Here is a 21,230-nt window from a genome sequence, read left to right as displayed (position 1 = left end):
CTGCTGGTTCTCGTCTCTACGTTCTGCTGAGCGGTAGCGCCTCGGCCGGTTCGCGCCGCTGTCGCCGGAGCTCGGTCAGGCCCTGCCGGTCCACGACAACCTGCACGGCGACGCGGTCGGCCCCTGCCGCACGTATTTCTCGACGGGCGCGGATCTGCTCGGTGTCGCCGAGTGCGAAGAGCATGTCGATGAGGGCCGCTGCTACCTGCCGGCCTTGTCCTGTTCATATAGGTACGCCCGAAAATGGGGGTCGACATGCGTGTCGCCGGCTCGATCATCTCGTCCTGACGGTCAGGGACATCGACGCCACCGTTGCCATGCGGGAGGTCACGTTCGACGGCGGGGGTCGCGCTGTCACCTTCGGCCACAGCAAGATCAACCTGCATCGATCGGGCCGGGAATCCGAGCCCCAGGCCGAACGCCCCACCCCTGGCAGCGGCGACCTGTGTTTCATCGTCGACCAGAGCCTCGACCAGGCCGTCGCCGAGCTCGCCTCCCGCGGCGTTCCGGTGATCTCCAAGCTGCGGACGGTGTAGTGGTGGGCCGGGGAGAGGCCGGCGCGGGTGAGGGCCTGTTCCTGGGACGCGGCTGTGCGGGCGCCGGCCTGGCGGGAGCCGGTGGAGAGGTGGCGGCAGGTGATGTGCCGGACGCGGGGCGCGCGGGCGAGGCGCTGGTTGAGGAGGGTCGCGTCGGCGGGGAGGTTGTCCAGGGTGCCGCGTTCGGCGGCCGTCCTGGCTGTTCCCGGGCCGGGGGGGTGGGCGAAGGCCTCCGGGTGGGCGGAGGCGACCAGGTCGCATCGGCCGCCGCTGAAGAGGACGCCGTCTCCCGCAGTGGCGCGGCTTTGGAATGTGGTGATCACGGCGGTGGTCTTCGGGTGGCGGTTGTCCTGCCGGCGTATGGCGAGATGGATTCGGTGATCGGGACGGTCAGCAGGAGTACAAGCAGTAGCCGATGGGGCAGCGGGAGGAGGGTGGCGGCCGCCGCGAGGGGCAGGGGGCGTTGCGGTGAAGGCCGGTGGCGCCTCCCTGCCGTCTTTCCCTGCTGACCGGCGGGGCGGGGCTTCGGATGCCTCGTGTAGTCCATGTGGGTGATGTTCGATCCAGCCATTTTGAAGTGTGCATGGTCGTGTTGAGGGTGGGCGAATCCGGTCCAGGCGTGGTGAAGCGGGGGATGGTTTGCGCCAGCTGAGGGGCCGGACGGTCATGAGAGGCGTCGGCGGCCGCCCCTTGCCGTTGATCATGGCGGGCGGGCCGGCCGCCATCAGGGAGCCGGCTCGTTTCCCGAGCCGGAGGAGCGGCCTGCCATGCCTGATGCCACGATCGATCTGCCCTTGAGTTTCCAGGTCCCCAAGGAATTCACCGCCATCGACTTCTCCGCCTCGGCGGAGGTGAACACCAACCGGCTTATCGACCGGCTGAAGACAGCCGCCCCGGGGGCGTCGAAGGAGGAGGTCGCGCACGCGGTCCTCACCCAGCAGTCGATGTACGAGCTGCTGTCCGCCGCGGGTGCCGTCTACGCGGGCACGCTGATGTACCGGCCGGAGAAGGCGAAGCCCGGGGTGGGCGTGGCATCGGTGGTCCTGACCGTCACCGCCCGCCCCGCCGAGCTGTCCAACGAGCAGACCGTCCACCGCCTGGCACGCACCATGGGCGCCATCTACCCGGACGCCGAGGTCGGTGTGGTCCGCCTCGCGGCCGGGCCCGCGGTACTGATGACCGAGGAACGCAAGGTCGAACGCCCGGTCAACCTCCTCGGCGACGGTGGCGGCCCCACGGTGGTGCGCCAGCTGCACACGTTCGTGCCGATCCCCGGCCGCCTGGCGATGGCCGACTTCGCCATCGCCACGGAGAACCTCGCCGACTGGAACTCCTGCGTGGAGATCCTCGCCGAGGTCTGCCGCACCATCACCTTCGGCACGGCCACCGCGGCCTGACCAGGAAAGAGGACAATCCATGCCTGACATGGGTGCGTTCTACGTCGATCTGCCGACCCTGGGCTACGAGCCGACTCATGACCAGATCGTCTCCAACGTTCAGACCGAATTGCGCAGGTACACCGAAGACCCCAAGGACGCCATGGAGGTCTGGGGCTGGGAACTCGGGGCTCTGCGCCCTGAGGACAAGTACCGGATCGACCAGCTCCTGCGCATGTACATCTTCCAGCGCGACCAGGTCGTCTCCGCGCTCAAGCGCCTCGACCGTGAGCTCGGTGCTTACGCCTCCCGCGGCTCGCAGGTCGAGAAGCAGCTGAAGGAGTTCATCGAATTCCTGCCCAAGGAGACCGATAAGGCCAGGATAGCCAAGGCCCCCTCCAGTCCCCGGACCGAATTCAGTTCGCTGGAGGAGCAGCAGAAGTACCTGCTGGAGTTCGGCTGGGACCAGGACACCGGCATCTTCCCGGCAGCCAAGGGCGTGATCGCTTTCCAGCATCCCGCCGTCACCCGTTGCCTCGGTATGGTCCCGTCCCTGGACATGGGCTACGACGGGGATGGGACCGGGGAATGGGTTCGAGCCGTGTACTTCCGGCTCACCGACCGCAGCTACCCCCGGGAGTGGATCAAGGACGGGCGCCTGTACGACCTTGTCGACACGGCGCTGGCCCTGCAGGCCGAGCTCCAGCTCCAGTGCCTGCTCACCGACCGCGAGTTCACCCGGCTCATCGAGACCCGCGGCCAGGAGTTCGAGTACCTGAAGGCGGAGGCCGCCCGCAAGGCGGCCGACGAGCAGGAGGACAGCAACTTCTGGGCTGCCTTCGGGGACGTCCTCGGCATCGTCTCCGCCGTTGCCGGCGCCCTGGCCCTGATACCGGTGTTCACCCCCATCGCCGGCCCGATCGCCGCGGTCACCGCGATCGGCGCCCTCGCCGCTCACACCACGGACGCCGCGCTCAAGGGCGACTGGGACGCGGCCACGATCGTCGGCCTGGGCGCCGACGCGCTCGCCGCCCTGCCCGCCATCGGCGCCATCGCCAAGAGCATCAGATCGGGCAAAGCCGTCCTCACCCACATCGGCGCCGGCTCCAAGGCGGTGTTCAGGGCCCAGGTCGCCACCCGCAGGGCCGGGCTGATCTTCCTCGCCGAGACCGGCGGCACCGGCGCCGCCGACGCCGCCAAGATCTTCGACTACATCGGCACCAAGGGCGCCAAGGCCGTCGGCGCCTCCGCGTCCGCCGGGAAGCTCACCGGAAAGGTCCTCCAGGGCTCGGTCAACCTCTCCACCCAAATCCCGCTGGTCATCGAGATGGCCACCGGCAAGGACATGGGCCAGGAGAAGAACGTCGCCGGCGGAGCCGCCCTGACCGCGAACTACGGCCAGACCATCGGAAGCTGGGGCGCGGTGGGCACCGCGGCCAAGAAGACCGCCACCGTGTCCCTCGCGGCATTCGCCAAGATCATCGCCCGCTGAACCCCGCCGCACTGGGCTCGCCCGAGCCCGGCGGCGCATGACCCCGGGGCGACGGCCCAAGGACCCCGCCCCGGGGTCATGCCGCAGAACAGGAGGATAGGCACGGTGGAACCCGGAGACCGCCGACCCACCCGCACCACCCTGCTCAAAGTGGCCGTCGCCGCCCTGGGCACGGTCTTCTTCCTCATCGCCCTCACCCTGCCCGCACCCTGGGCCTACGCCGTCGGCACCGCCCTCCTCGCCGTCTCCGTCGCCCTGGACCACCGGCCACGGCACCGCCGGTAATCGCGGGAGCACAACGCGAAACCCACCCGCACTTGTGCGACGACTGCACGCGTCCGTGGCCCGTTCGCCTGACACCGGTACCCCTGAGACCGTGTGGCTCTGCCCGGCAGGCACCACCGGATGACGGTGCCACGGGCCTCTGCCTCGGCCGCCCATCCGGACAGCAGCCGCCCACGCCGGGTGTCGCCCACCGTGACCGTGTACCTGCCGGTGGGAGTGTTCACCTTGGTGGACCGCGCGGGTCGCCGGGGGCAGGGGGGCGTGCTGGACTGCTGGAGGCAGCCGGTCCGGAGCGCGATTCCGTGGCCGGGAGGGCAGTCGAAGGAGCTGGTGATGAAGTTCTCCCGTCTGGCGTACACGGCCGTGCCGCTCGTCCTGGCCGCCTCCGTCACCGGAGCCACCGCCGTGGAAGCCCGGCCGCCGTCCAGGCCGAACGAGTGCCGCGACCGGGGACCGGGATACACGGACACGACAGTGCCCGCGGTGGGGCAGACATGGACGGCGGACTTCGGGGTGGACACCCCGATCGGCAAGGGCCCGTTCCTGACGACGATCACGTACCGCTCGGCCACGGCGGCGACGATCAAGGTGATCAAGGGCCCGGGAACGCTGACGGGCCTCACCCAGCAGATCACCTACTCCACGACCCGGCTGCGGGCCTGCCAGTACGCCGTGGCCTGGCACGAACCCATCAGCGGCGTGTACGTCACCCAGGTGGAGGACTACGCCCGGCACCGCACGTTCGACACCATCCTCAACGGCACCCAGTTCTTCCACATGACCGGCAAGTTCTACCCCGGCACCCCCTCGGCCTCCTCCGCCTCCCGCACGGGAAGCGCCAAGCACAAGAGCGCGGGACGGTGAGGACATGAAGGTGGGAATCATCGGCGCCGGCCGCCTGGGCACCGCCCTGGCCCAGCACTTCACCCGCGCGGGACACCAGGTGAAACTCTCGAGCTCGCGCGGCCCGGACGCCCTGGCCGGTCTCGTCGGCGAGCTCGGCGGGAACGCCTCGGCCGGGACAGCCCAGGAGGCCGCCGACTTCAGTGACGTCGTGGTCCTGGCCGTGCAGTGGGACCAGAAGGAGAGCGCGATCGCCTCGGTCTCCTCCTGGCAGGGATGCACCGTCCTCGTCCCCATCAACCCGCTGCGCGAGACCGCAGGCGGCCTGGAGCACGCCGACACCGCAGGCCGCGCGCCCACGGAGGTCGTCGCCTCACTCCTCCCCGGCGCCCTGGTGGTCAAGGGCTTCAACACCTACCCCGCCCAGGTCCTCGCCGAGGATCCCGCCGTCGACGGCGGGCGCCGCATCGTCCTGCTCGCCGGGGACGACGCCGGTGCCAAGCGGAAGGTGGCCGACCTGGCCGACAGTGCCGGCTTCCAGGCCGTCGACACCGGGACCCTCGCCGAGGGCGGCCCCCTCTTCGACAGCGGCGGACCGCTCGGCGGGCCCCGCAAGGACATCCTCGCTCTCTGACCGCCCCCCGCCCCCGGCCCTGAGGCGGGAACGACGGCAGCACCCTCCCTGCGCCCTTGGCGCGACCGGCACCGCACGTGGCAGGTGACAAACCTTGGCACCCCTCCCGGGCCTCGGCCCCATCGGCATCTGGAGCAACAAACTCCAGACGGACGACCCCGACGACCTCGGCCGGCTCCGTGACGCCGCGGCGGAGCTGGAAGAGCTCGGCTACGCGGCCCTGTGGATCGGCGGCAGCCCCAGCCTCGCTCACGCCGCCCACCTGCTGGCCGCGACGAACCACATCACGGTGGGCACCAGCATCCTGAGCATCTGGCAGCACCAAGCAGCCGATGTCACCCGGCAGCGCGCCGCCCTGGCCCCCGCCGACCGCGAACGCCTCCTCCTCGGCCTGGGCGTCAGCCACGCCCGCTTCGCCGCCCAGTACAACCGCCCGTACTCCGCCATGCGGGACTACCTCACCGCCCTGGACACCGCTCCCGAGCCGGTACCTGCTGACCGGCGCGTGCTCGCCGCGATCGGCCCCAAGATGCTCCGCCTGGCCGGCGACCGCGCGGCCGGCGCCATCCCCTACCTCGTCACACCCGAGTTCACCGCCCAGGCCCGCACGGCCCTGGGAGACCAGCCCTTCCTCGGCCCGGAAATGAAAGCCGTCCTCGACACCGACGAGGCCCGCGCCCGCGCCACCGCCCGCGACTACCTCACCGGCTACCTGACCCTGCCCAACTACACCAACAACCTCCAGCGCGCCGGCTACACCGAGGACGACTTCACCGGCGGCGGCAGCAACCGCCTCGTCGACGCCCTCGTCGCCCTCGGCGACGGGCAACAAATCAGCACCCGCATCGAGGAGTTCCGGAAGGCAGGAGCCGACCACGTCGCCGTACAGATCATCCTGCCCCCGGAACAGAGCTACCCCGAACTGCTACGGCAGTACCGCGAACTGGCACAAGCCCTGCCCCTGTGACCCGGCAGCTCTCTGGACGCCGTCTGACGGCCAGACCTCAGCTGGGCAAGGGCTAGCGCGTCGTGAAACTCTCCTGGCTCACCTGTACGGCGGTGCCGCTTGCCTTGGCCGTGTACACCGCCGGTCGGGGCGGAACCGACTTCCTCGTCACGGGCGCCGCAAGGCACCCCTGAGTGCGGGGAGCACAGGCAGGGCTACAGGGACGCGACAGTCCGACCATCGGCGAGACGTGGACCAAGGACTTCGGCAGCAACACGCCCATCACTCCCGGCCCGTTCGTCGTCGACATCACCTACACGTCGGCGTCCCGGGCCCGCCTCGTTCAGTGATCACCAAAAGGTGGGGCGCCGGCGAAGAGCTATGACTGGCAAGGACCGGAGGATCATTGTGGCGCTGACGGTCTGCCGGGCAGGAGGGGCGTGTGGGTCGGGTACGAGGCGCCAGTGCGAGGCGATGGCGGCGAGGATGAGGGCGGCTTCCGCCATGCCGAAGGTGTCACCGATACATTTGCGGCTGCCGTGGCCGAAAGGAAGCAGGGCCTTCCACTGCCGGGAGGAGGCCCTCTCAGGAAGCCACCGGTCGGGGTCGTAAGTGTCGGGCGCGGGAAAGACGTCCGGAAGACGATGAAGGAGATACGGGCTCCAGAACACGTCGGTTCGGGCGGGAAGCTGCACGCCACCGAGTTCCGTGGCCGAGGTGACGGATCGCGAGAAGATCCACCCCGGCGGCGTCATCCGGAGTGCTTCGGTGAGGCAGCGATTGAGGTGCCCCAGCCTGGGGAGGTCGGCGAAGGACGGGGGGTTTCCGTCCAGGACGTCATCGAGTTCCTGATGCAGGGCTTCTTCCGCGCTCGGGTTGTTTGCCAGGTGGTAGAAAGTCCACGCCAGCGTTGCCCCGTGGTCTCGGCCCCGGCAAAAAGGAGGGTAACGATCTGGTCGACGAGTTCCTCATCAGTGAAGGCCTCTTCAGTCGTGCCGGCATGCATCAGAGAGGAGATCAGGGAATCCTGGCTCGCTCCGTCTTTCCGGTGACGGTCGATGGACACCTGCCCCATCCTGCGGATGGCGGCGACGCTCTCCCAGTAGTCTCTGGTGGACCGCGTGGGCAGCCGGTTGAGAGCAGGGATCGGTGTTGTCGCACGCCGATAGGTCAGTTTGGTGCACCGTTCCAGATGTGGCGGAAGGGTGGCAACTTCTTCGTCGGTGATGTGTGAGCCGAGCAAGGCTTGGATCGTGACATTCGCCGTCATCCTGGAGAGCACCTGGGCCGCATCGAGGGGTTGTCCATCGGACCATGAGGCGATGGTGTTGTGGGCCTCCTCCTGCATCACCTTGAAGTAAGTGGCGATGCGCTTGTTGCTGAACGAGGGCTGTGCCAGGGCGCGTTGCCTGCGGTGATCCTCACGTAGCGCGGTGACGAGGCCGTTGCCCAGAGTGTCGCGCGCCACCTTGAACAGGGGGCCGCCCTTGTCGAAGACGGCAGGAGCTGCCAGGAGCTGGTGCACCAGTTCCGGGGCACACACCACATATGCGGTCGACGGACCGAGCTTGATCCGCACGATATCTCCCTGAGCCGGCAGAGACGTCAAGAAGTCCAGCGGTGTGCGCCGCAGGGCGAGCGCGTGCCCCAGCAGGGGAAGGGCACCGGAGGCCTGACCGATCCGCCACGGCTTCGCATGGTCTGTCGCGTGTTTCGGCACTGGGTCACTCCCAAGGGGTCAGTGGACCGTTTCGAGGGCAGATGAGCCGTGCAGGAGCCTTTGCTTGCCCCATGCCTCAGTGTCCTGCGATCGGCGTGCAGATCCTGAGCGATCCGCGTCGGTCATGGGTCGTCACAGGCTGGCGCGCGGCGTAACCGTCATGGGCAAGTGATTGGGGTGCACGTCGGCGCGTGCTACCGGAACGACCTTCGCTTCGGGCACCGGTTGCAACCGCCAGCGCTGGAAGATCACGGCAGTGACGATCGTGATCTCCATGATGGCGAACGAGTCGCCGATGCACTTGTGCACGCCGGCGCCGAACGGGATGTACGCCCCTTTGGGCACTGAGTGAGCCCTCTCGGGAAGCCAGCGGTCGGGGTCGAACCTCTCCGGTTCGGGAAACCAGCGCGGATCGTGGTGGAGCGCGTGCGGGCTGTAGAGCACCTCGGTCCCGGCGGGCAGGGTCGTTTCCCCCAGGGTGACGGGATCCTTCGTACGGCGCATGCCCATCCAGATCGCGTGCTGACGCAGGGTCTCCAGGATGACCCGTCCGGTCAGCTCCAGCTTCGGCAGGTCATCCGTGTCCGGCGGGGCGCCCCCGAGGACACGGTCGACCTCGGCCTGGACCTGATCAGCGATGCGGGGATGGCGGCCCAGTTCGTGGAAGACCCAAGCGAGCGTGGCTCCGGAAGTCTCCACTCCGGCAAGCATGATGTGCATGACATGGTCACAGATCTTCCGGTCGGTCCATACCTGGCCGTCTTCTTCCCGCTGTTCGGTGATCAGGTCGAGCAGACCGGCCGTTCCCTGCTCCCGGTCCCGGCAGACCGTGATGGCCTGGTTGATTGCCGACCGCATCGAGTCGATGGCGTGCTGGAACCTGCGGTTGGAGGGTGTGGGTACGTACATGCACCACGTCGGCAGGATGCAACGGGTCACCAGCCCTTGCGACAGGATCGACAGGTTCCGATGGAAGGCGGCGGTCATCTCCTCGGAGGGACGGCCGCCGAGCAAGCTCCGGACCAGGGAGGAGAGCACGAGCTCGTTCATGGCATGGTCGACGGGCACCACCTGGCCGGCTTCCCACCGTCCTGTGACGTCCTGTGCGGCCTCCCGCATGCCCTTGGCGAACCCGGCGATGTGATCGCGCCGGAACATCGGCTGCAGGGCCCGACGGTCACGCAGGTGGGTAGGCCCCGAGATGGCGACCAGGCCCTGCTCCCCGCCGATCATTCCCGTCTTCTCGAAGAAGCGGCCGCGCACGAAGCTGCGGCCGTCGGTCGCCAGGACCCGGTGGACCAGGCCCGGGTCCGTCACCGCTTGCACGGGGAGGGTGCCCAGGCGAAGGGGAACCACATCGCCGTAGGAGGACAACTGGGTCATGAAGCGGAGGGGGGAGCGCATGAGGGGCCAGGCATGGCCGAGCAAGGGCAGGGCCACCGGCGCTTTCCGCCCGTCACGATGCCGTGACTCAGGTGGCGAGGCTGCGGATTGCGCGCTGCTGGAGCGGTTTTCCCGGGAGGTCATCGTCATGAGTCCTTGCAGTCGGAGGTTGAGGCGGTGGTTCGGTGCGACGGGCACGCCGAGGGGTGCCGGGGCCCGCGGATGGGCTTCAATTCCGTGCTGCCTGGCTTCCCGCCAGTCCGCGACGGGCGAGGCCGATGCCTTGGTCGACGGCCGTGGACATGCCGCCGAACTGATAGATGGACCCGTCCGGGCTGCGGAGCAGGACCCGGGCCCCGGAGGGTTGCGAGGTGCGGGGGATGAAATGGCGGTCGCGCTTCCCCAGCATGTTCTTGATGAGGTTGACGACCGGGACGGCGAGGGGGTCGTGGAAGTCCGCCAGGATGATCGCCGACTGGCCTTCCTCGCGGAAGCGGCGGAAGAGGCCGGACGCGACCGATACAAATGTGGGCACCCGAAGCATGTAACTCAGTGGGACGTGGCCGTGGTAGGTGTCCACATGCTGGCTGCGGCCGCGACCGGTGGGGTCGAGTTCGTTCAGTACCCGATTGCAGACGGGAATGAATTTTTCGCAGAGCTGAATGTCGAGTTCGAGGCCGTAGACGGGACGGCGACGGTCCATGACCGGCAAGCTGTTGTCATCGTTCCGGTCCATCATCCTCACGAGGGCCAGGTTGGGCTGCTCGGGGTCGAAGACCTGGAACACCGCCCACATCGAGTGTCCCGGCATGCGGTAGGCGGGGCCGAGCCGCGCCTCCAGGCTGAACACCTCGGATCCGCTGTGCCCGGTCAGCGCCGCGTAACCGCCTTGCGGCACCTGATAGTGCTCCACGCGGGCATCGAGGCCGGACAGCTCGGCCGCAGCGACACCGAGCGCCTCCACGACGCGCTGCGCGGTGCTCGTCGGCCACAGGCTGATGACGGTCATCGGCCACCACCTTCGTGTTCGCAGATCAGGCAGGACGCGTCTGGGAGATGCTGCCCGGCGGGATGCCGCCGGATGCCGTTCACCCCCGGTCGGCACGTGGTGACTCAAGCGGCGGGTTCCCGGAGGCCGTGGACATCACCTGCACGGGATGTCGCTGCTGTTCCCACCAGGGATTGTCCGACGAGGTACCGGCAGGTGTGATTGCTCCAGTGGTTGACCCCGCCGGCGAACTGGCGCAGGGCCCCGGCGTAGCGGTGGATGCGCTCGCGCTGGTCTGTCGGCAGGCCGCAGTCGTCGATGAGGTCGCTGGTGGCCTCGAGGTCATCCGCAGCGGCCGCTGCCATGTCGGCCACCTCGTAGAGGGCTTCCTGTGCGGAAAGGCCCTCGGCTTCGGAGAGCATCCGGACGAAGGTTCCCTCACTTCGCCCGGCCAGGGTCTCCTTGATGAAGGAGCCGGCGTCGTTGTACAGCAACGCGTAGTCGCTGGAACAGTTCTCCAGCTTCGCCACGAGCGGGTGCTGGAGGATCTCGTCGGACAGGTCCGCGCGCGAGACCCAGTCGGCCACCGTGTGGTACACGGGCATCGCCGCGGACTCCCGCCGGTTGCCGATGTAGGCGGCGAGTGAGGTGAAGTGATCCATACCGTCCCGGGCTTTGACCTCCTTGCGAGATGATGCCCCGTACATTCGCATGGTCTGAACGAATCGTTCAGCGCATCTTTCACTCATGCCCAGCATCCGCATACGGCGGAAGAAATCCTCGAAGAGCGACAGTTCGGCAGTGCCGACAGACTCCAGCACGGTGCAGGCGTCCAGGCTGGCCTCGATGGCAGCTTTACGGTCCATTCGATCGTCCATCCAGACCGACCAGTGGTGCCAGTCGGTCAGGGCCCTGATCTGGCGGGCGGTGGCGTCGGGATAGACCCAGGAAACGAAGCCTCCCACGTCCTCGCGCAGCAGCCGCTCGTATTCGGCCTCCGGCGGCACCACCGCCTCCCGTAGCCAGCGGGCACTCTCCTGGACCGCTGAGACGTAGAAGAAGTTGCGCTGGACCGGAAACGGGCGGGAGCGCTTGGTCAGATCATGTCGCGGCGTCTTCAACCGGCTCAACAGTGTGCCGTCCCAAAGGACCGGTGAGACGTTCTGGCTGACATAGGTGTCATAGGCCAGGGAATGATCGTGTTCTGCCGCAGGACCCATCGGAATCCCCTTCATTATTTCCTGCGAAGGCTGGTGGTCGGAGTGCTGTCCGCTGCTGCTTTGGCCCGCAGGTCGCGGCGTAGTTCCTTGGGCAGTGAGCAGGTGATCTCCTCGTCTGTGGTCTCCACTGCTTCGACGTCTTCGTAGCCGCGCCGGGCCGGCCGGGCCAGGACCTCGTCGACGAGAACCGCGGAGACGGAGGCGCCGGAGGTCACGCCGACCGTGGTGACGCCTTCCAGCCGGGCTTCGTCGATCCCGAAGGCGGAGTCGACGAGGTACGAGGCCTTCGCACCGGCCTGCAGGACGATCTCGTGGCGCACGCACACCGGCGGGCAGTACTGCTCCACGGCCTTCTCCACGGTGACAATGGCCCGGTCCACCCCGGCACAGCAGCCGCGCGGAGCAGCCGGCAGCACGCGCTCGCGGGGGTTCATGAGGCGCGTTCCGTAGCCAGGGCCGCGATGCGGCGCAGGGCGAGGGTGACAGCGGGCGGGTAAGGGGTGTTCTCCAGGGCGGCCAGGGCCTGTTCGTAGCGGGTGGCGATCATGGTCTCGACGGTCGCGCGGGCGCCAGTGGCCTCCAGAACCTCGCAGATACGGGCGGCACCGCTCTCGTCCAGGGCGGGGTCGCCCACCATGGTGTGCAGCAGGGCGTGCTGGGTGGTGGTGGCGCACCGGGTGGCGAGGGCGAGCAGGACGGTGTGTTTGCCTTCGCGCAGGTCGTCCAGGACCGGTTTGCCGGTACGGGCGGGGTCGCCGAACGTGCCCAGGAGGTCATCACGCAGTTGGAAGGCTTCCCCCAGCGGGAGGGCGAAGCGACTCAGGTCCGCCCGCAGGGCGCTGCCGGCCCCGGCGAGGGCGGCGCCGGTGTGCAGGGGGCGCTCGACGGTGTATTTCGCGGTCTTGTAGCGGATCACCTTCAGGGCGGCGTCCAGATCCTCGGCGGGCCTGAGAGGGGAGAGCAGATCCAGGTACTGGCCGTAGACGACTTCTTCGCGCATCTGGTCGATCACGTGCCGCAGGGCGGCGTGGCGGCGCGGAGGGTGGGCGCTGTGCAGGAGTTCATCGGACCAGGCCAGGGCCACGTCGCCGACCAGGACCGCCCCGCAGACGCCCAGCCATGCGGTGTTGTGGCCGCCGGTCTCCGGGTGGCGGCCGGCCAGGGCGCGGTGGACGGTGGGCGCGCCGCGGCGGGTGGCGGAGTGGTCCATGACGTCGTCGTGGATGAGGGCGAAGGCGTGGAAGAGTTCCAGCGCCGCTGCGGCCCGGATCGCGGGGGCGATATCGCCGGTGCCGCCGGCGGCGTGCCAGCCGACGACACACAGCAGGGGGCGCAGCCGCTTCCCGCCCGCGTGCAGGAAATCCCGCAGGGCCTGGGGGACCTCCTCGGGCAGGCCGCGGGCTGCGGCGGTGCGTGTCTTGGCGGTAAGAAAGTCGTCCAGGACGGTGTCGATTTGGTGGCGTGCGGTGTTCAGGTCGAGGGGCTGGGCGGCCAGGAAGGGCGTGGTCATGGGACGTCACCTGCCTGCGGAGGGCCGGTCGGATCGGTCAGGCGCAGGGCTTCGCCCAGGGAGGTGTCAATCCCCATGAACGGATTGGTCAGGACACTCCCGCGGCACCATTCTTCGGCCACCCCGACCCACAACCATCCGCTGGTGTACGGAAGGGCAGGGGCAGACATCTCGTTTCCCAGACGTAACGTGGAGCAGAACCTGCCGGATTCTCATCGACCGGTTCCCCTTCATCGGCTGTAGCACTAGAAGAAGGTCCGCGCCACGACGTTCCTGACCACACAGAGCCGTGCTCTGGAACGGAAGATTCCCTACCCGCGCGGAGCGGCAAACCACCGGCGCACGTGCAAACGAAGCGCCGGGGCGCATACGGCGCACACCCCGCTCAACGCATATGCTCGTAAAAAACTGATGTGTGTGCCTGCTCGCCATCTATGCGCCTACCGTGACTCAAGGGGAAGAGGTTCCTTAAGTTCTTCCCGCTTTCCAGCAGGACCGTCACAACGCCGAACGACAGAGATCCTGAGGCAGCCAGCTGTGTCCCATGGGTGGGGCGAGCCAGCAGCCCCTGGTCGCGCCGCCATCGGGGGATTCACCCTGTGAGCTTGCCGTAACGCGCGATCGGCGGAATTGACTGCTGCCAGTTCAGTTCGAGGTGCCAACGCGTCCGAGTCCGCCGGGAGGGGTCATCCTGCTGGGGCGTGCAGTCTTTTGAGCTGAGTGCTGATGACGATCGAGCTGCCGAACGTTGCGCGTGAGGGATAGGGGGCTCCCGTACGACTCCATGTGGCCGCGCGGGGCTAATTTCAGGACCTATGCGCCGGCCTCGCTGGCAGGTAGCAGGTGATAACGCAGGGCGCGACAGCTCGAAGCGGGGGCGTTGGCTTCCTGGAAGGAAACGACTGGCCCCGGGCCCTCGCCGAAGGCCCGGCCGGCGCCGGGACGGCGAAAACGTGGTGTGCGGGGCCAACGGTACCGGGCAACGTCCTGGTCATGTTCTTCCAGACACCGATTTTCGAGTGAGCGCGTGATGGGCCCCTGCTGACGTCCTTTGATGTTTCCGCGCCCGTCCCCCACTGATGAATCCGTAGATTATTTCACCTCATTCCGGGAGAACCCGTGACCGATAGCAAGAACATCAACAATCCCGTGGGCCAGGGCGACGGCCAGCGCAAGAAGCTGTCCCGCGCCGAACGGCAGAACAACGGTCCGCACCGCAACCTCGACCGCCAGGGTGCCGCCGCCCAGAAGGCGGAGCTGGTTCGCAAGATGCGCGAGAAGGCACGCGCAGCCGGGGGTGCCGGGCAGGCGAGCGACGACACCGTGCAGAGCTGACGCATTGCCGCCGCGGGGCGACACCGCACGGGGCAGGACATGGCTGTCCCGCTCAGCTCGCGGCCGCGCACCCGCGTCTCAGCCGACCACCTGGGGCACCGGCAGATTCAGCAGCCGCGTCACCGCCACCACCCCGAGCGCGGCCAGGCGGCCTCGTCGAGGGGGCGTGTGGCCTGCGCGACGGGCTTCTCTATGACGGACGCTCCAGTGCTGTGGCCCATATGTCGTCGATAGAGAGGCGGTTGAGGAGGGTTTCGGCGATCTCGACAGGTGCGGTGGCGGTCACGGAGACGTGTCATATGCGTGGCCCGACGGGCGATTCGTAAGCGGCGATGGTCCAGTTGAAGGCCTCGGGGGCGGCCTCGTGGAGGAACTCCACCCGCAGGGCGAGGGCTTCGTGAGCAGCGATGGTTGTCTCGTCTGACCACGTCCGGTGGTGTTCCCACGCAGGCTGCGATGCGAGGAAAGAGTCCAGCAGGGCTTCGTGGTCGCCGGGGGACGCTGCCCACACCGGTACGCTCTCGCGCTTGCCCTTCGTCGGCTGGCCTCCGGTTACCTCTGGGGCTGGCGTGGCGGTCCGCCGTGGGGCGAGGGCGAGTGCCGCACGTTGTTCGATGTCGGTTGTTGGTGCGGGGCCGGGGCGTACGGCGTCACCGTTGAGGCGGTCGAACTCGGACAGGGCCTCGGTGGGGTTGTCGTAGACGAGGGCGACTTGGCGGAGGTGGTTTTCCCCGTGGAGGTGGATGCTCTTGCCATTGTGGCGGTACGTGCCGACGGCGACGAAGGTGTGGCCGTCGTGGGCGTGGGCGTGGATGACGAGGCGGCCGGAGGCGATGTCGTCGTGAATCGTCTGGGCTTCGGCTGAGACCTTGCGGATCTCCTCGCGTGTCAGCCAGGGCATGGGGTAGTCGGCCCAGGTCCACTCGGATGTCCTCCTGCAGGCTGGCGTCGATCTCGACGCCGGCACCTTGGGCGCGGAGGGCGTGCGCGGCCTGGTCGGCGTAGTAGGGCTCCTCGTGGCCGATGCGGGCCAGGACCATCGTCTGCTCATGGGCCGGGCGGAAGCTGTGGACGCTCAGCAGGGCAGACGCGGTGCGGGCCTCGGGGCCGGTGATGGTGGCGGTGACGGCGTCGGGGTGTTCGCGGTGCGGGGCCAGGTGGACGTGGGCGTTGAGAGGGGGGTGGGGCATGGCTGCTCGATTCTCGGGCCCGGCCGGCTCTGGCCGGCCGGGCCCAGGCGGTCAACGGGTGGTTCGGTGCATGCTGGCGGCGGCCGGTGGTCCGGCACGGGCGGCTGTCGGCGGAATGGACGCACGGCGGAGGGCCGGTGAGGGTCGTGGTGGGGTGGTGCGCTGCCAGCGGGCGCGGATGGCGGTGAGGTCGGCGAGGGCGCGGCGGCTGCCGGTGACGAGCTGGTGAGGGGTGTTGGCCGGGTCGCCGGCGAACGCCTGGATCCGCAGGGCGACGGCGTATGCTCGGGTGAGCAGGGCGCGCTGGAGGACGCGTTCGCCCCAGTGCTCCGGTGAGCCGACTGGCGTGGACAGCAAGGCGATCAGCTCGGGCGGCGTGATGTCTGTGGTGAGCAGGCCGCGGTGCTGGGCTTCCCACAGCACGGTGACCGCGTCGACGGGATCGCCCCGGTGGACCTGGGCGCTCAGGCACTGGAAGAGAGCACCGTGCAGGGGCAGGGCGAAGTCCTCGGCCTGCAGCCACCGCATGCTCTTGAGGCCGTCGGGGCGGGCAGTGGCGGACGCCAGCAGCAGCCGCTCTTCCTCCAGCGCCTCCTCATCGGCATGGTGCGGCGGGGCCGTGGGAGGCGGGGTGCGGGGGAGCGAGCCGGGGTGCGGGGCGAACTGGCCGGCGAGTTCGTCCACGAACCGGGCAAGGACATCGGCCTGATCCAGGACGACGCCGGCCGGGTCGGGGCCCGTGGTGTCGGTGGCCGATTGGCCCAGGCGCTGGGCGTGCATGCGCAAGGCCCGGCGGGCGTGATCGGCCCGGACGATCCGCGCGTACGCGGCCGCGTGCCCGGCCCAGGGGCAGGCGTGGACCAGGCTGTGCAGGTAGGCGGCGCTGAGGCCGGGGGCTTCGGGCCGGGCGGCGTGCAGGACGCCGTTCAGCCAGATCGGTTTCCTGGCGTGCGCCTCGGCGGCGGGCGGCAGGAGGCTGCGCATGGCTGTGAAGAGGGCCGCGTGGGAGTGGTCGCTGAAGTGGCTGGGCTCCAGGGCGTCGATGGTTTTGAGCTGCTGCGGGTCGAGGAGGAGAGCGCCGAGCAGTGCCTGCTCGGCGTAGTGCACTGGCTGTGGCGGAGCCGTCTCGTCCAGGCCGAGGTCGGGCTGAGGGTGGAGGGGGTCGGGCATCAGGCCGCCAGGGTGAAGTCGTCGGGGCCCAGTGTCTTGCCGAGGTGCGGGGCCAGGAGGTGAGCCGCGAGTCGTGGGGGGACCGCGTTGCCGATCTGGGAGAACCGCTGGCCCTTGTTGCCCTGCCACGGGTAGTCGGCGGGGAACGTCTGCAGCAGTCCGGCCTCGGCCGCGGTGATCCGGATCGGCTCCGGAGCCGGACCGGCCTCGTGCTGCTGTCCGTTGACGGGGTCGGCGACCCAGACGCATTCGTTGGCGCGGTGGCCGAAGAACAATGTCCCGGCCGGCTCGTCCAGGCTGCGGACGGTGGCGTTGGCCTGGTTGTTGCTGCGCAGCGACCAGGCCCCGCGCGCCTCCGAAGGAGGCACGGCCGGCACGTGGGCGGAGTCCTTCTGACCGGTGCCACGTGGATGGCTCTTCCAGGTGCCGCGGTCGCGGGCGTCGGCGAGGGCTTTGCGGGAGCCGGAGGGGAACGGTTCCGGGCCTCCGCCGGGCCCGCCGCCGGCACACACGGTCGGCACGGGGCGGTCGGTGGCGCCCCAGCCCAGGGCCTCGGCCATGGACACCCACTGCACCCGGCCCGGTCCGAACAGGGTGGGCGGCTCGACGGACTTTGCGTGCGTGGGGGCGGGAGGCTCAGCGGTGCGGGTGCGTGACGCGAGGAGGATGGCTCGCCGCCTCGTTTGGGGGACACCGAAGTCGGCCGCGTTGAGGATGCCGGACCATGCCGAGAAGCCCCAGCTGCGCAGGACGACGGCGTACTGCCGCCACAGCGGCAGGACATCGGGCACCTCTTCCATGGCCACCCACTCCGGCTCACCCACGGTGTTGAGGGCGTGCAGGTAGCGCATGGGTTCGGCGGCGAGCAGGGAACGCGGGTCCCGGCAAGCGGCGAGCAGCCGCTCACGGGTGTCGTGGCCCTCCGCGAGGTCGGCGACGGCCTGGTGGACCAAGGGCTGGTCCACCAAACCGAGGCGCTTACCGGCCATCGACCACGCCTGGCACGGCGGACTCGCGATGAGCCCCTGGGTCTTCCCTAGGAAGGGCCAGGCAGGGTACATCGCCACGTCGGTTCGGACCGTCACCAGCCCGGCCGCGGCCCGGGTCTTGCAGGCCCACTCGTCCCACTCCAGCCCGACTTCGCGGACGCCGAGCACCTTCAGGGGGTGGCTCCAACCGCCCGGGCCGGCGAAAAGGTCCAGGACGATCAAGAGGCCAGCCCGAAGTCATCCTGCACCGGCCCGACTTCACCGCGGCAGGCCCACGGGGAACAGCCGTCGGCAACGCCCTGCTCGAGCTCCTCCGCGTCTGCTGCGCCGGGTCCCTGCTGCAGGGCAGCCCGCTCGGCGGCAGTGACGTGGTCGATCGGCGCCTGGTCCAGGGGGACGCGGGAGCGGTGGAGGAACGCCTCGCCCAGCAGGCGCTGCCCGGCCGCGTTGGCGCGGGCGTTTCCGTTGCGGATCGCCGCGTCGAAGGCCACCACGTCCGCCCACTCGGACGGCGAGGTGTCCCTGATGTGTCTCCACTGGGCGTTGCCGTGGAAGGGGCACCCCAGGCAGCTGGACTTCGGGGTGCCGGCCAGCCCCAGCCCGGTCAGGTAGCGGACGCAATCGATCCGTGACCAGCCCATGTCGATGAGGGGGTGCCGGTTGCGCATGTACTTCACGTCAGCGTCCTTGGCCCGGTGGAATTCATCCGTGGAGATGCCGACCCACTGGTCGACGAACACCCCCTTCGGGACGCGCGTCGGATAGGGGTAGCCGAGGAGCTCCCGGACCTTCTTCTTGATCGGCTTGATCTTGTACTCGCCCGTGCATTGCCTGCGGGTCATCCCGGCCTTGCCGTCTTGATTGAGGATGTAGAGCGGCATGGACGCGAACCGGTGGGCAGGGTCCAGGGCGTCGTTGCGGATATTGCCGGACGAGACACGTAGAACAGAGATTCCGGCGGGTGCGGCTATCTCCCGTTCGAGGCCGTCGAGGTGGGAGTAGACAGCGGCTGGTTCCCAGCCGGTATCGGCGAAGATCGCATAGTCGACTTTCGGGAGGATGCCCTGGGCTGACAGGGCGAGCATCGCGCTGGACTGAACACCTGCGCCGAGCGAAATACAGCGGAAGGCGGGGGAATCGGGAATAGCGGGTCCTTGAACAGAAGTACGGTCGGCGCCGGGTCCGGAGAAAATCGGCGCCTGGTGGAAGACGTGGTGGGGAGGCGGCAGGGATGGTGTCGCCGGGTGAGCTTTCTGTCGGCGGGGTCAGCAGTGGCGCGCGGTGTGGGTGGGCGCTGCGCGGGCAACGGCATGGTGGATGTGCGGGTTCGCGGCGGCTCCCCGTGCGGGAGTGATCAGGGCGTAGCCGAGGTCGCGGGCCAGGAACGGGATCTCGCGGAACTCCCGTTCCGCCGGCGCACTGGTGGCCAGGTGGGCGAAGAACTGGGTGACCGCCGCAGGAGGGGCGTCGGCTGTAAAGCGGGTGCTCCAGTAGGTGCCGAACCCGCCGTGGACCGAGTGCTCGACGCTCCAGGCGATCTCTGTGTCCGGCGCGCGGCGCAGGGTGCAGTGACCGTCGGGCGAGGTGAACAGGCGCCCTTCGAGGGAGGCAGCCCAGTGGTTTTGGGCGGCGATGTCTGCGAGGGAGCTGGTGGTGAGCGGGATGCGGTCGGCGTGACGGCGGTCGCCGAGCAGCTGGGGCAGGCACTGGGTGACGGCGGCGACCGCCTCGATGGGGGTCTGCCGGGTGCACTCGACCTTCCAGAACGGCTCGTGGTGCGCGATCGTCCACCACACGCCGTCGGTGCGGCTGGGGGTGAAGTCCACAAACATGCTGCCCTCGGGGCTGTCGAGTGCCACGTGTCCGCTGGCGGCGTTGTGCTCGGTCTGCCAGCCGAAGAGGTGGATGAGCGGGCCGATCGCATCGGCGAGGTGGTCAAGGCCGGCCCCGGCCAGGTGACGCGGGGACACCAGGACCTTGTCATCGGGCGCGAGAGCCTTCACGCGCTGCACCGCCCGAGGAATCGTGCCGCTACCGCATGCGGTGCGTCGCAGAGGCGGGTCAACGAGTGTTCCTCTTCTGCCTGGGGGCCTGTGGCTGCGGTGCCGACATGGTGGTGCCGGTGCGGTCGGGTGCCGCGTTGATGGCCTGGGGTGTCGGGAGGCCGAGGGCGATCTCCGAGCCGAGGCCGAGGGACCACAGGTGGGCTTCGGCGCGGGCAACGGCGCTGACGCTTTCGCGTTCGCTCAGTTCGGTGGGAAGGGCGTATCCCTCCGGGGCAGGGACGAATCCGTGCTGTTCGAGCACGGTGTGGGCTGCCTCACTGTGGGCGAGGGCGGTGACGTGCCGGTGGGAAAGGTCGAAGCGGACGACCGCCTTGGGCAGGGGGCCGGTCCCCAGGAAGCGGGTCGTCCAGCTGAGGTCGACGAAGTCCGTCGTGTGCGTGAGGAGGTGGTGCAGGGCGTCGCCTGTGCGGTGGTGCGCCTCTTCCGGTGAGGTGTCGGGTGGGAGGAGATACAGGGTGCGGCCCTGGTGCTCGCGGGCGGTGAAACCGTGGACGATGAGGGCACGGTGGGCCGTGCGGATGCGGCGATTGAGGACGATGAAGGTGTGCCCGTCGTCGGTCGAGCCGACGAAGACGTCGTGGTGGTCGATGAAAGCCAAATGGCCCTTCCGGGGCTGGAGGTGTAGCTGACGGGAGAGGTCAGCGGGCCCGGCCGGATGCCGTGTTGAGTGCCGGCTGTGCGGGGCGCGCGGTGGCTGTCGCCTTGGCCCTGGCGGCTGGGGACAGCCCGATGAACGCGGCGACGGTTGCCGCGCCGTGGGAGGTGAGGCGCACGCGGTCTGGCAGCGGGCCGCCGACATAGGCGGGCGGCGCGGACTTGGGCTCTCGTGCGATGAGGCCCTTGGCCTCCAGCGATCGCAGCGTGCTGATCAGCACACGGACGTCGCGGCTGTGGACATATTGCCGACCGAGACTTTCGGAGACGCGGATGTGGCCGCGGGCGACTTCCTGCAGCGCGCTGTGCTGGACCGCGTCCAGCTCTTGCACCGGGTTGCCGGTCGAGGGCCGGCGTCGGCGCATTTCCCGGGCGATGCGGTCAGCGCACTCGACAGCCGCCTGGGGAGCGAGCGCGGTCAGTTCACCGGCCACCCGCACCTGTCGGCCGGCGTTTTCCAGCACCTCGGGACGATCAGGCTCTGTACTGCCTGACGCGGGCCGGGTGGTCAGGGCTTCTCGCGCATCGGCGAGGTGGAGGGCAGCCTCGTTGCTCAGGTAGGCGAGCTGCTTGAGCCGTACCACGGCGTCGATCAGCTCGCTGCTTTCGTAGAGCTGTCGGTCCTGGACGGCCTTGACGGCGGCGAGGGTCTCGTGGGCCAGGTGCCGCGCGGAGCCGGCGTACGTACCCACCACGGGGCCCGAGGAGGAGCTGAGACGGAAGGTGTCGATCGCGTCGTTGTGGTGGGTGTAGTGGTCGGCGAGGACCGGGAGTCGTTCGATGGGGGTGAGTGGCGTGGGCACGTCGAACAGGAGGGCATCGGCGGGCGGTGTCGTCATGGGAAGGCGGGTCTTCCGTCGGGGTGTGCCGGGGCGCGGACGGCGAGCGCCCGC

The 21,230-nt window shown here is 69.1% G+C and carries 23 protein-coding genes and 1 pseudogene; 9 read left to right on the top strand and 15 right to left on the bottom strand.

The window, feature by feature from the left end:
- Window positions 1-16: 16 nt before the first annotated feature.
- On the bottom strand, window positions 17-184 hold the full coding sequence (locus LUZ64_RS19845; protein WP_170116758.1) for a hypothetical protein: 168 nt from the start codon (window positions 182-184) through the stop codon (window positions 17-19).
- A gap of 133 nt (window positions 185-317) precedes the next feature.
- Between LUZ64_RS19845 and LUZ64_RS19840 the strand changes: the two genes are divergently transcribed.
- From LUZ64_RS19840 to LUZ64_RS19805, 8 genes are all read left to right on the top strand, one after another.
- A complete protein-coding gene (locus LUZ64_RS19840) occupies window positions 318-536 on the top strand; it encodes a VOC family protein (protein WP_211305036.1) in 219 nt (72 codons plus the stop codon).
- Window positions 537-1,303: 767 nt separating this feature from the next.
- A complete protein-coding gene (locus LUZ64_RS19835) occupies window positions 1,304-1,933 on the top strand; it encodes a hypothetical protein (RefSeq protein WP_095581690.1) in 630 nt (209 codons plus the stop codon).
- Window positions 1,934-1,952: 19 nt separating this feature from the next.
- Window positions 1,953-3,404 (top strand): hypothetical protein, encoded by a 1,452-nt coding sequence (locus LUZ64_RS19830; RefSeq protein WP_143593161.1) that lies wholly within the window; start codon window positions 1,953-1,955, stop codon window positions 3,402-3,404.
- Between the two features lie 105 nt (window positions 3,405-3,509).
- Window positions 3,510-3,689, top strand: coding sequence for a hypothetical protein (locus tag LUZ64_RS19825; protein ID WP_095581692.1), 180 nt, complete (start codon window positions 3,510-3,512; stop codon window positions 3,687-3,689).
- Between the two features lie 333 nt (window positions 3,690-4,022).
- A complete protein-coding gene (locus LUZ64_RS19820; RefSeq protein ID WP_095581693.1) occupies window positions 4,023-4,553 on the top strand; it encodes a MoaF-related domain-containing protein in 531 nt (176 codons plus the stop codon).
- Window positions 4,554-4,557: 4 nt separating this feature from the next.
- Complete coding sequence (locus tag LUZ64_RS19815) at window positions 4,558-5,166, top strand: NADPH-dependent F420 reductase (RefSeq protein ID WP_095581694.1); 609 nt, start codon at window positions 4,558-4,560, stop codon at window positions 5,164-5,166.
- Window positions 5,167-5,260: 94 nt separating this feature from the next.
- Complete coding sequence (locus LUZ64_RS19810; protein WP_095581695.1) at window positions 5,261-6,133, top strand: TIGR03620 family F420-dependent LLM class oxidoreductase; 873 nt, start codon at window positions 5,261-5,263, stop codon at window positions 6,131-6,133.
- Between the two features lie 173 nt (window positions 6,134-6,306).
- Window positions 6,307-6,462, top strand: coding sequence for a hypothetical protein (locus LUZ64_RS19805; protein WP_170116759.1), 156 nt, complete (start codon window positions 6,307-6,309; stop codon window positions 6,460-6,462).
- On the opposite strand, the gene LUZ64_RS37815 is transcribed toward LUZ64_RS19805, so the two are convergent.
- From LUZ64_RS37815 to LUZ64_RS19775, 7 genes and pseudogenes are all read right to left on the bottom strand, one after another.
- Entirely contained in the window at window positions 6,463-6,969 is a 507-nt protein-coding gene (locus LUZ64_RS37815) for a cytochrome P450 (RefSeq protein ID WP_372478734.1), read from the bottom strand.
- Window positions 6,864-7,832, bottom strand: coding sequence for a cytochrome P450 (locus LUZ64_RS19800; RefSeq protein WP_095581697.1), 969 nt, complete (start codon window positions 7,830-7,832; stop codon window positions 6,864-6,866). Before LUZ64_RS19800 ends, LUZ64_RS37815 begins: the two co-directional genes overlap by 106 nt.
- A 132-nt stretch (window positions 7,833-7,964) precedes the next feature.
- Window positions 7,965-9,365, bottom strand: coding sequence for a cytochrome P450 (locus LUZ64_RS19795; RefSeq protein ID WP_095581698.1), 1,401 nt, complete (start codon window positions 9,363-9,365; stop codon window positions 7,965-7,967).
- 79 nt (window positions 9,366-9,444) lie between these two features.
- Complete coding sequence (locus tag LUZ64_RS19790) at window positions 9,445-10,224, bottom strand: hypothetical protein (protein WP_095581699.1); 780 nt, start codon at window positions 10,222-10,224, stop codon at window positions 9,445-9,447.
- A gap of 104 nt (window positions 10,225-10,328) precedes the next feature.
- On the bottom strand, window positions 10,329-11,423 hold the full coding sequence (locus LUZ64_RS19785; protein ID WP_143593164.1) for a terpene synthase family protein: 1,095 nt from the start codon (window positions 11,421-11,423) through the stop codon (window positions 10,329-10,331).
- Between the two features lie 14 nt (window positions 11,424-11,437).
- Window positions 11,438-11,734, bottom strand: a pseudogene (locus LUZ64_RS19780) (4-hydroxy-3-methylbut-2-enyl diphosphate reductase); the annotation flags it as partial.
- 119 nt (window positions 11,735-11,853) lie between these two features.
- Window positions 11,854-12,933, bottom strand: coding sequence for a polyprenyl synthetase family protein (locus LUZ64_RS19775; protein ID WP_095581702.1), 1,080 nt, complete (start codon window positions 12,931-12,933; stop codon window positions 11,854-11,856).
- A 1,119-nt stretch (window positions 12,934-14,052) separates the two neighbouring features.
- On the opposite strand from LUZ64_RS19775, the gene LUZ64_RS19770 reads away from it, so the two are divergent.
- Window positions 14,053-14,268: a DUF6243 family protein gene (locus LUZ64_RS19770; RefSeq protein WP_095581703.1), complete on the top strand. Its 216-nt coding sequence runs from the start codon at window positions 14,053-14,055 to the stop codon at window positions 14,266-14,268.
- A 295-nt stretch (window positions 14,269-14,563) separates the two neighbouring features.
- On the opposite strand, the gene LUZ64_RS19765 is transcribed toward LUZ64_RS19770, so the two are convergent.
- The 7 genes from LUZ64_RS19765 to LUZ64_RS19735 form a co-directional block, all read right to left on the bottom strand.
- A complete protein-coding gene (locus LUZ64_RS19765) occupies window positions 14,564-15,169 on the bottom strand; it encodes a hypothetical protein (protein WP_095581704.1) in 606 nt (201 codons plus the stop codon).
- A 340-nt stretch (window positions 15,170-15,509) separates the two neighbouring features.
- The gene (locus LUZ64_RS19760) at window positions 15,510-16,628 is read right to left on the bottom strand and encodes a DnaB-like helicase N-terminal domain-containing protein (RefSeq protein WP_232398637.1); all 1,119 of its coding nucleotides are present in this window, start codon (window positions 16,626-16,628) and stop codon (window positions 15,510-15,512) included.
- Window positions 16,628-17,839: a DNA cytosine methyltransferase gene (locus LUZ64_RS19755; RefSeq protein WP_170116760.1), complete on the bottom strand. Its 1,212-nt coding sequence runs from the start codon at window positions 17,837-17,839 to the stop codon at window positions 16,628-16,630. Before LUZ64_RS19755 ends, LUZ64_RS19760 begins: the two co-directional genes overlap by 1 nt.
- Entirely contained in the window at window positions 17,836-18,702 is an 867-nt protein-coding gene (locus LUZ64_RS19750) for an adenine nucleotide alpha hydrolase family protein (RefSeq protein ID WP_211305037.1), read from the bottom strand. The genes LUZ64_RS19755 and LUZ64_RS19750 overlap by 4 nt, the downstream gene beginning before the upstream one ends.
- A gap of 180 nt (window positions 18,703-18,882) precedes the next feature.
- On the bottom strand, window positions 18,883-19,620 hold the full coding sequence (locus LUZ64_RS19745) for an SPDY domain-containing protein (protein WP_095581711.1): 738 nt from the start codon (window positions 19,618-19,620) through the stop codon (window positions 18,883-18,885).
- Window positions 19,621-19,678: 58 nt separating this feature from the next.
- Entirely contained in the window at window positions 19,679-20,281 is a 603-nt protein-coding gene (locus LUZ64_RS19740; protein ID WP_095581706.1) for a hypothetical protein, read from the bottom strand.
- A 40-nt stretch (window positions 20,282-20,321) separates the two neighbouring features.
- The gene (locus tag LUZ64_RS19735; RefSeq protein WP_095581707.1) at window positions 20,322-21,176 is read right to left on the bottom strand and encodes a hypothetical protein; all 855 of its coding nucleotides are present in this window, start codon (window positions 21,174-21,176) and stop codon (window positions 20,322-20,324) included.
- Window positions 21,177-21,230 lie beyond the last annotated feature (54 nt).

It is taken from the genome of Streptomyces albireticuli, from assembly GCF_021228125.1.
In the GTDB taxonomy this organism is placed as follows: domain Bacteria; phylum Actinomycetota; class Actinomycetes; order Streptomycetales; family Streptomycetaceae; genus Streptomyces; species Streptomyces albireticuli.
Note: the sequence above shows the minus strand (reverse complement) of the source record. Positions and strands in the feature narration are given on the sequence as shown.

What these genes read in the sequence shown, in the direction of transcription:
- LUZ64_RS19765 (WP_095581704.1), bottom strand. Translation starts at nt 15,169, where the DNA reads ATGCCCTGGCTGACACGCGAGGAGATCCGCAAGGTCTCAGCCGAAGCC.
- LUZ64_RS19735 (WP_095581707.1), bottom strand. Translation starts at nt 21,176, where the DNA reads ATGACGACACCGCCCGCCGATGCCCTCCTGTTCGACGTGCCCACGCCA.
- LUZ64_RS19835 (WP_095581690.1), top strand. Translation starts at nt 1,304, where the DNA reads ATGCCTGATGCCACGATCGATCTGCCCTTGAGTTTCCAGGTCCCCAAG.
- LUZ64_RS19830 (WP_143593161.1), top strand. Translation starts at nt 1,953, where the DNA reads ATGCCTGACATGGGTGCGTTCTACGTCGATCTGCCGACCCTGGGCTAC.
- LUZ64_RS19840 (WP_211305036.1), top strand. Translation starts at nt 318, where the DNA reads ATGCGGGAGGTCACGTTCGACGGCGGGGGTCGCGCTGTCACCTTCGGC.
- LUZ64_RS19785 (WP_143593164.1), bottom strand. Translation starts at nt 11,423, where the DNA reads ATGGGTCCTGCGGCAGAACACGATCATTCCCTGGCCTATGACACCTAT.
- LUZ64_RS19775 (WP_095581702.1), bottom strand. Translation starts at nt 12,933, where the DNA reads ATGACCACGCCCTTCCTGGCCGCCCAGCCCCTCGACCTGAACACCGCA.
- LUZ64_RS19845 (WP_170116758.1), bottom strand. Translation starts at nt 184, where the DNA reads ATGCTCTTCGCACTCGGCGACACCGAGCAGATCCGCGCCCGTCGAGAA.
- LUZ64_RS19795 (WP_095581698.1), bottom strand. Translation starts at nt 9,365, where the DNA reads ATGACGATGACCTCCCGGGAAAACCGCTCCAGCAGCGCGCAATCCGCA.
- LUZ64_RS19820 (WP_095581693.1), top strand. Translation starts at nt 4,023, where the DNA reads ATGAAGTTCTCCCGTCTGGCGTACACGGCCGTGCCGCTCGTCCTGGCC.
- LUZ64_RS19815 (WP_095581694.1), top strand. Translation starts at nt 4,558, where the DNA reads ATGAAGGTGGGAATCATCGGCGCCGGCCGCCTGGGCACCGCCCTGGCC.
- LUZ64_RS19790 (WP_095581699.1), bottom strand. Translation starts at nt 10,224, where the DNA reads ATGACCGTCATCAGCCTGTGGCCGACGAGCACCGCGCAGCGCGTCGTG.
- LUZ64_RS19760 (WP_232398637.1), bottom strand. Translation starts at nt 16,628, where the DNA reads ATGCCCGACCCCCTCCACCCTCAGCCCGACCTCGGCCTGGACGAGACG.
- LUZ64_RS19750 (WP_211305037.1), bottom strand. Translation starts at nt 18,702, where the DNA reads ATGCTCGCCCTGTCAGCCCAGGGCATCCTCCCGAAAGTCGACTATGCG.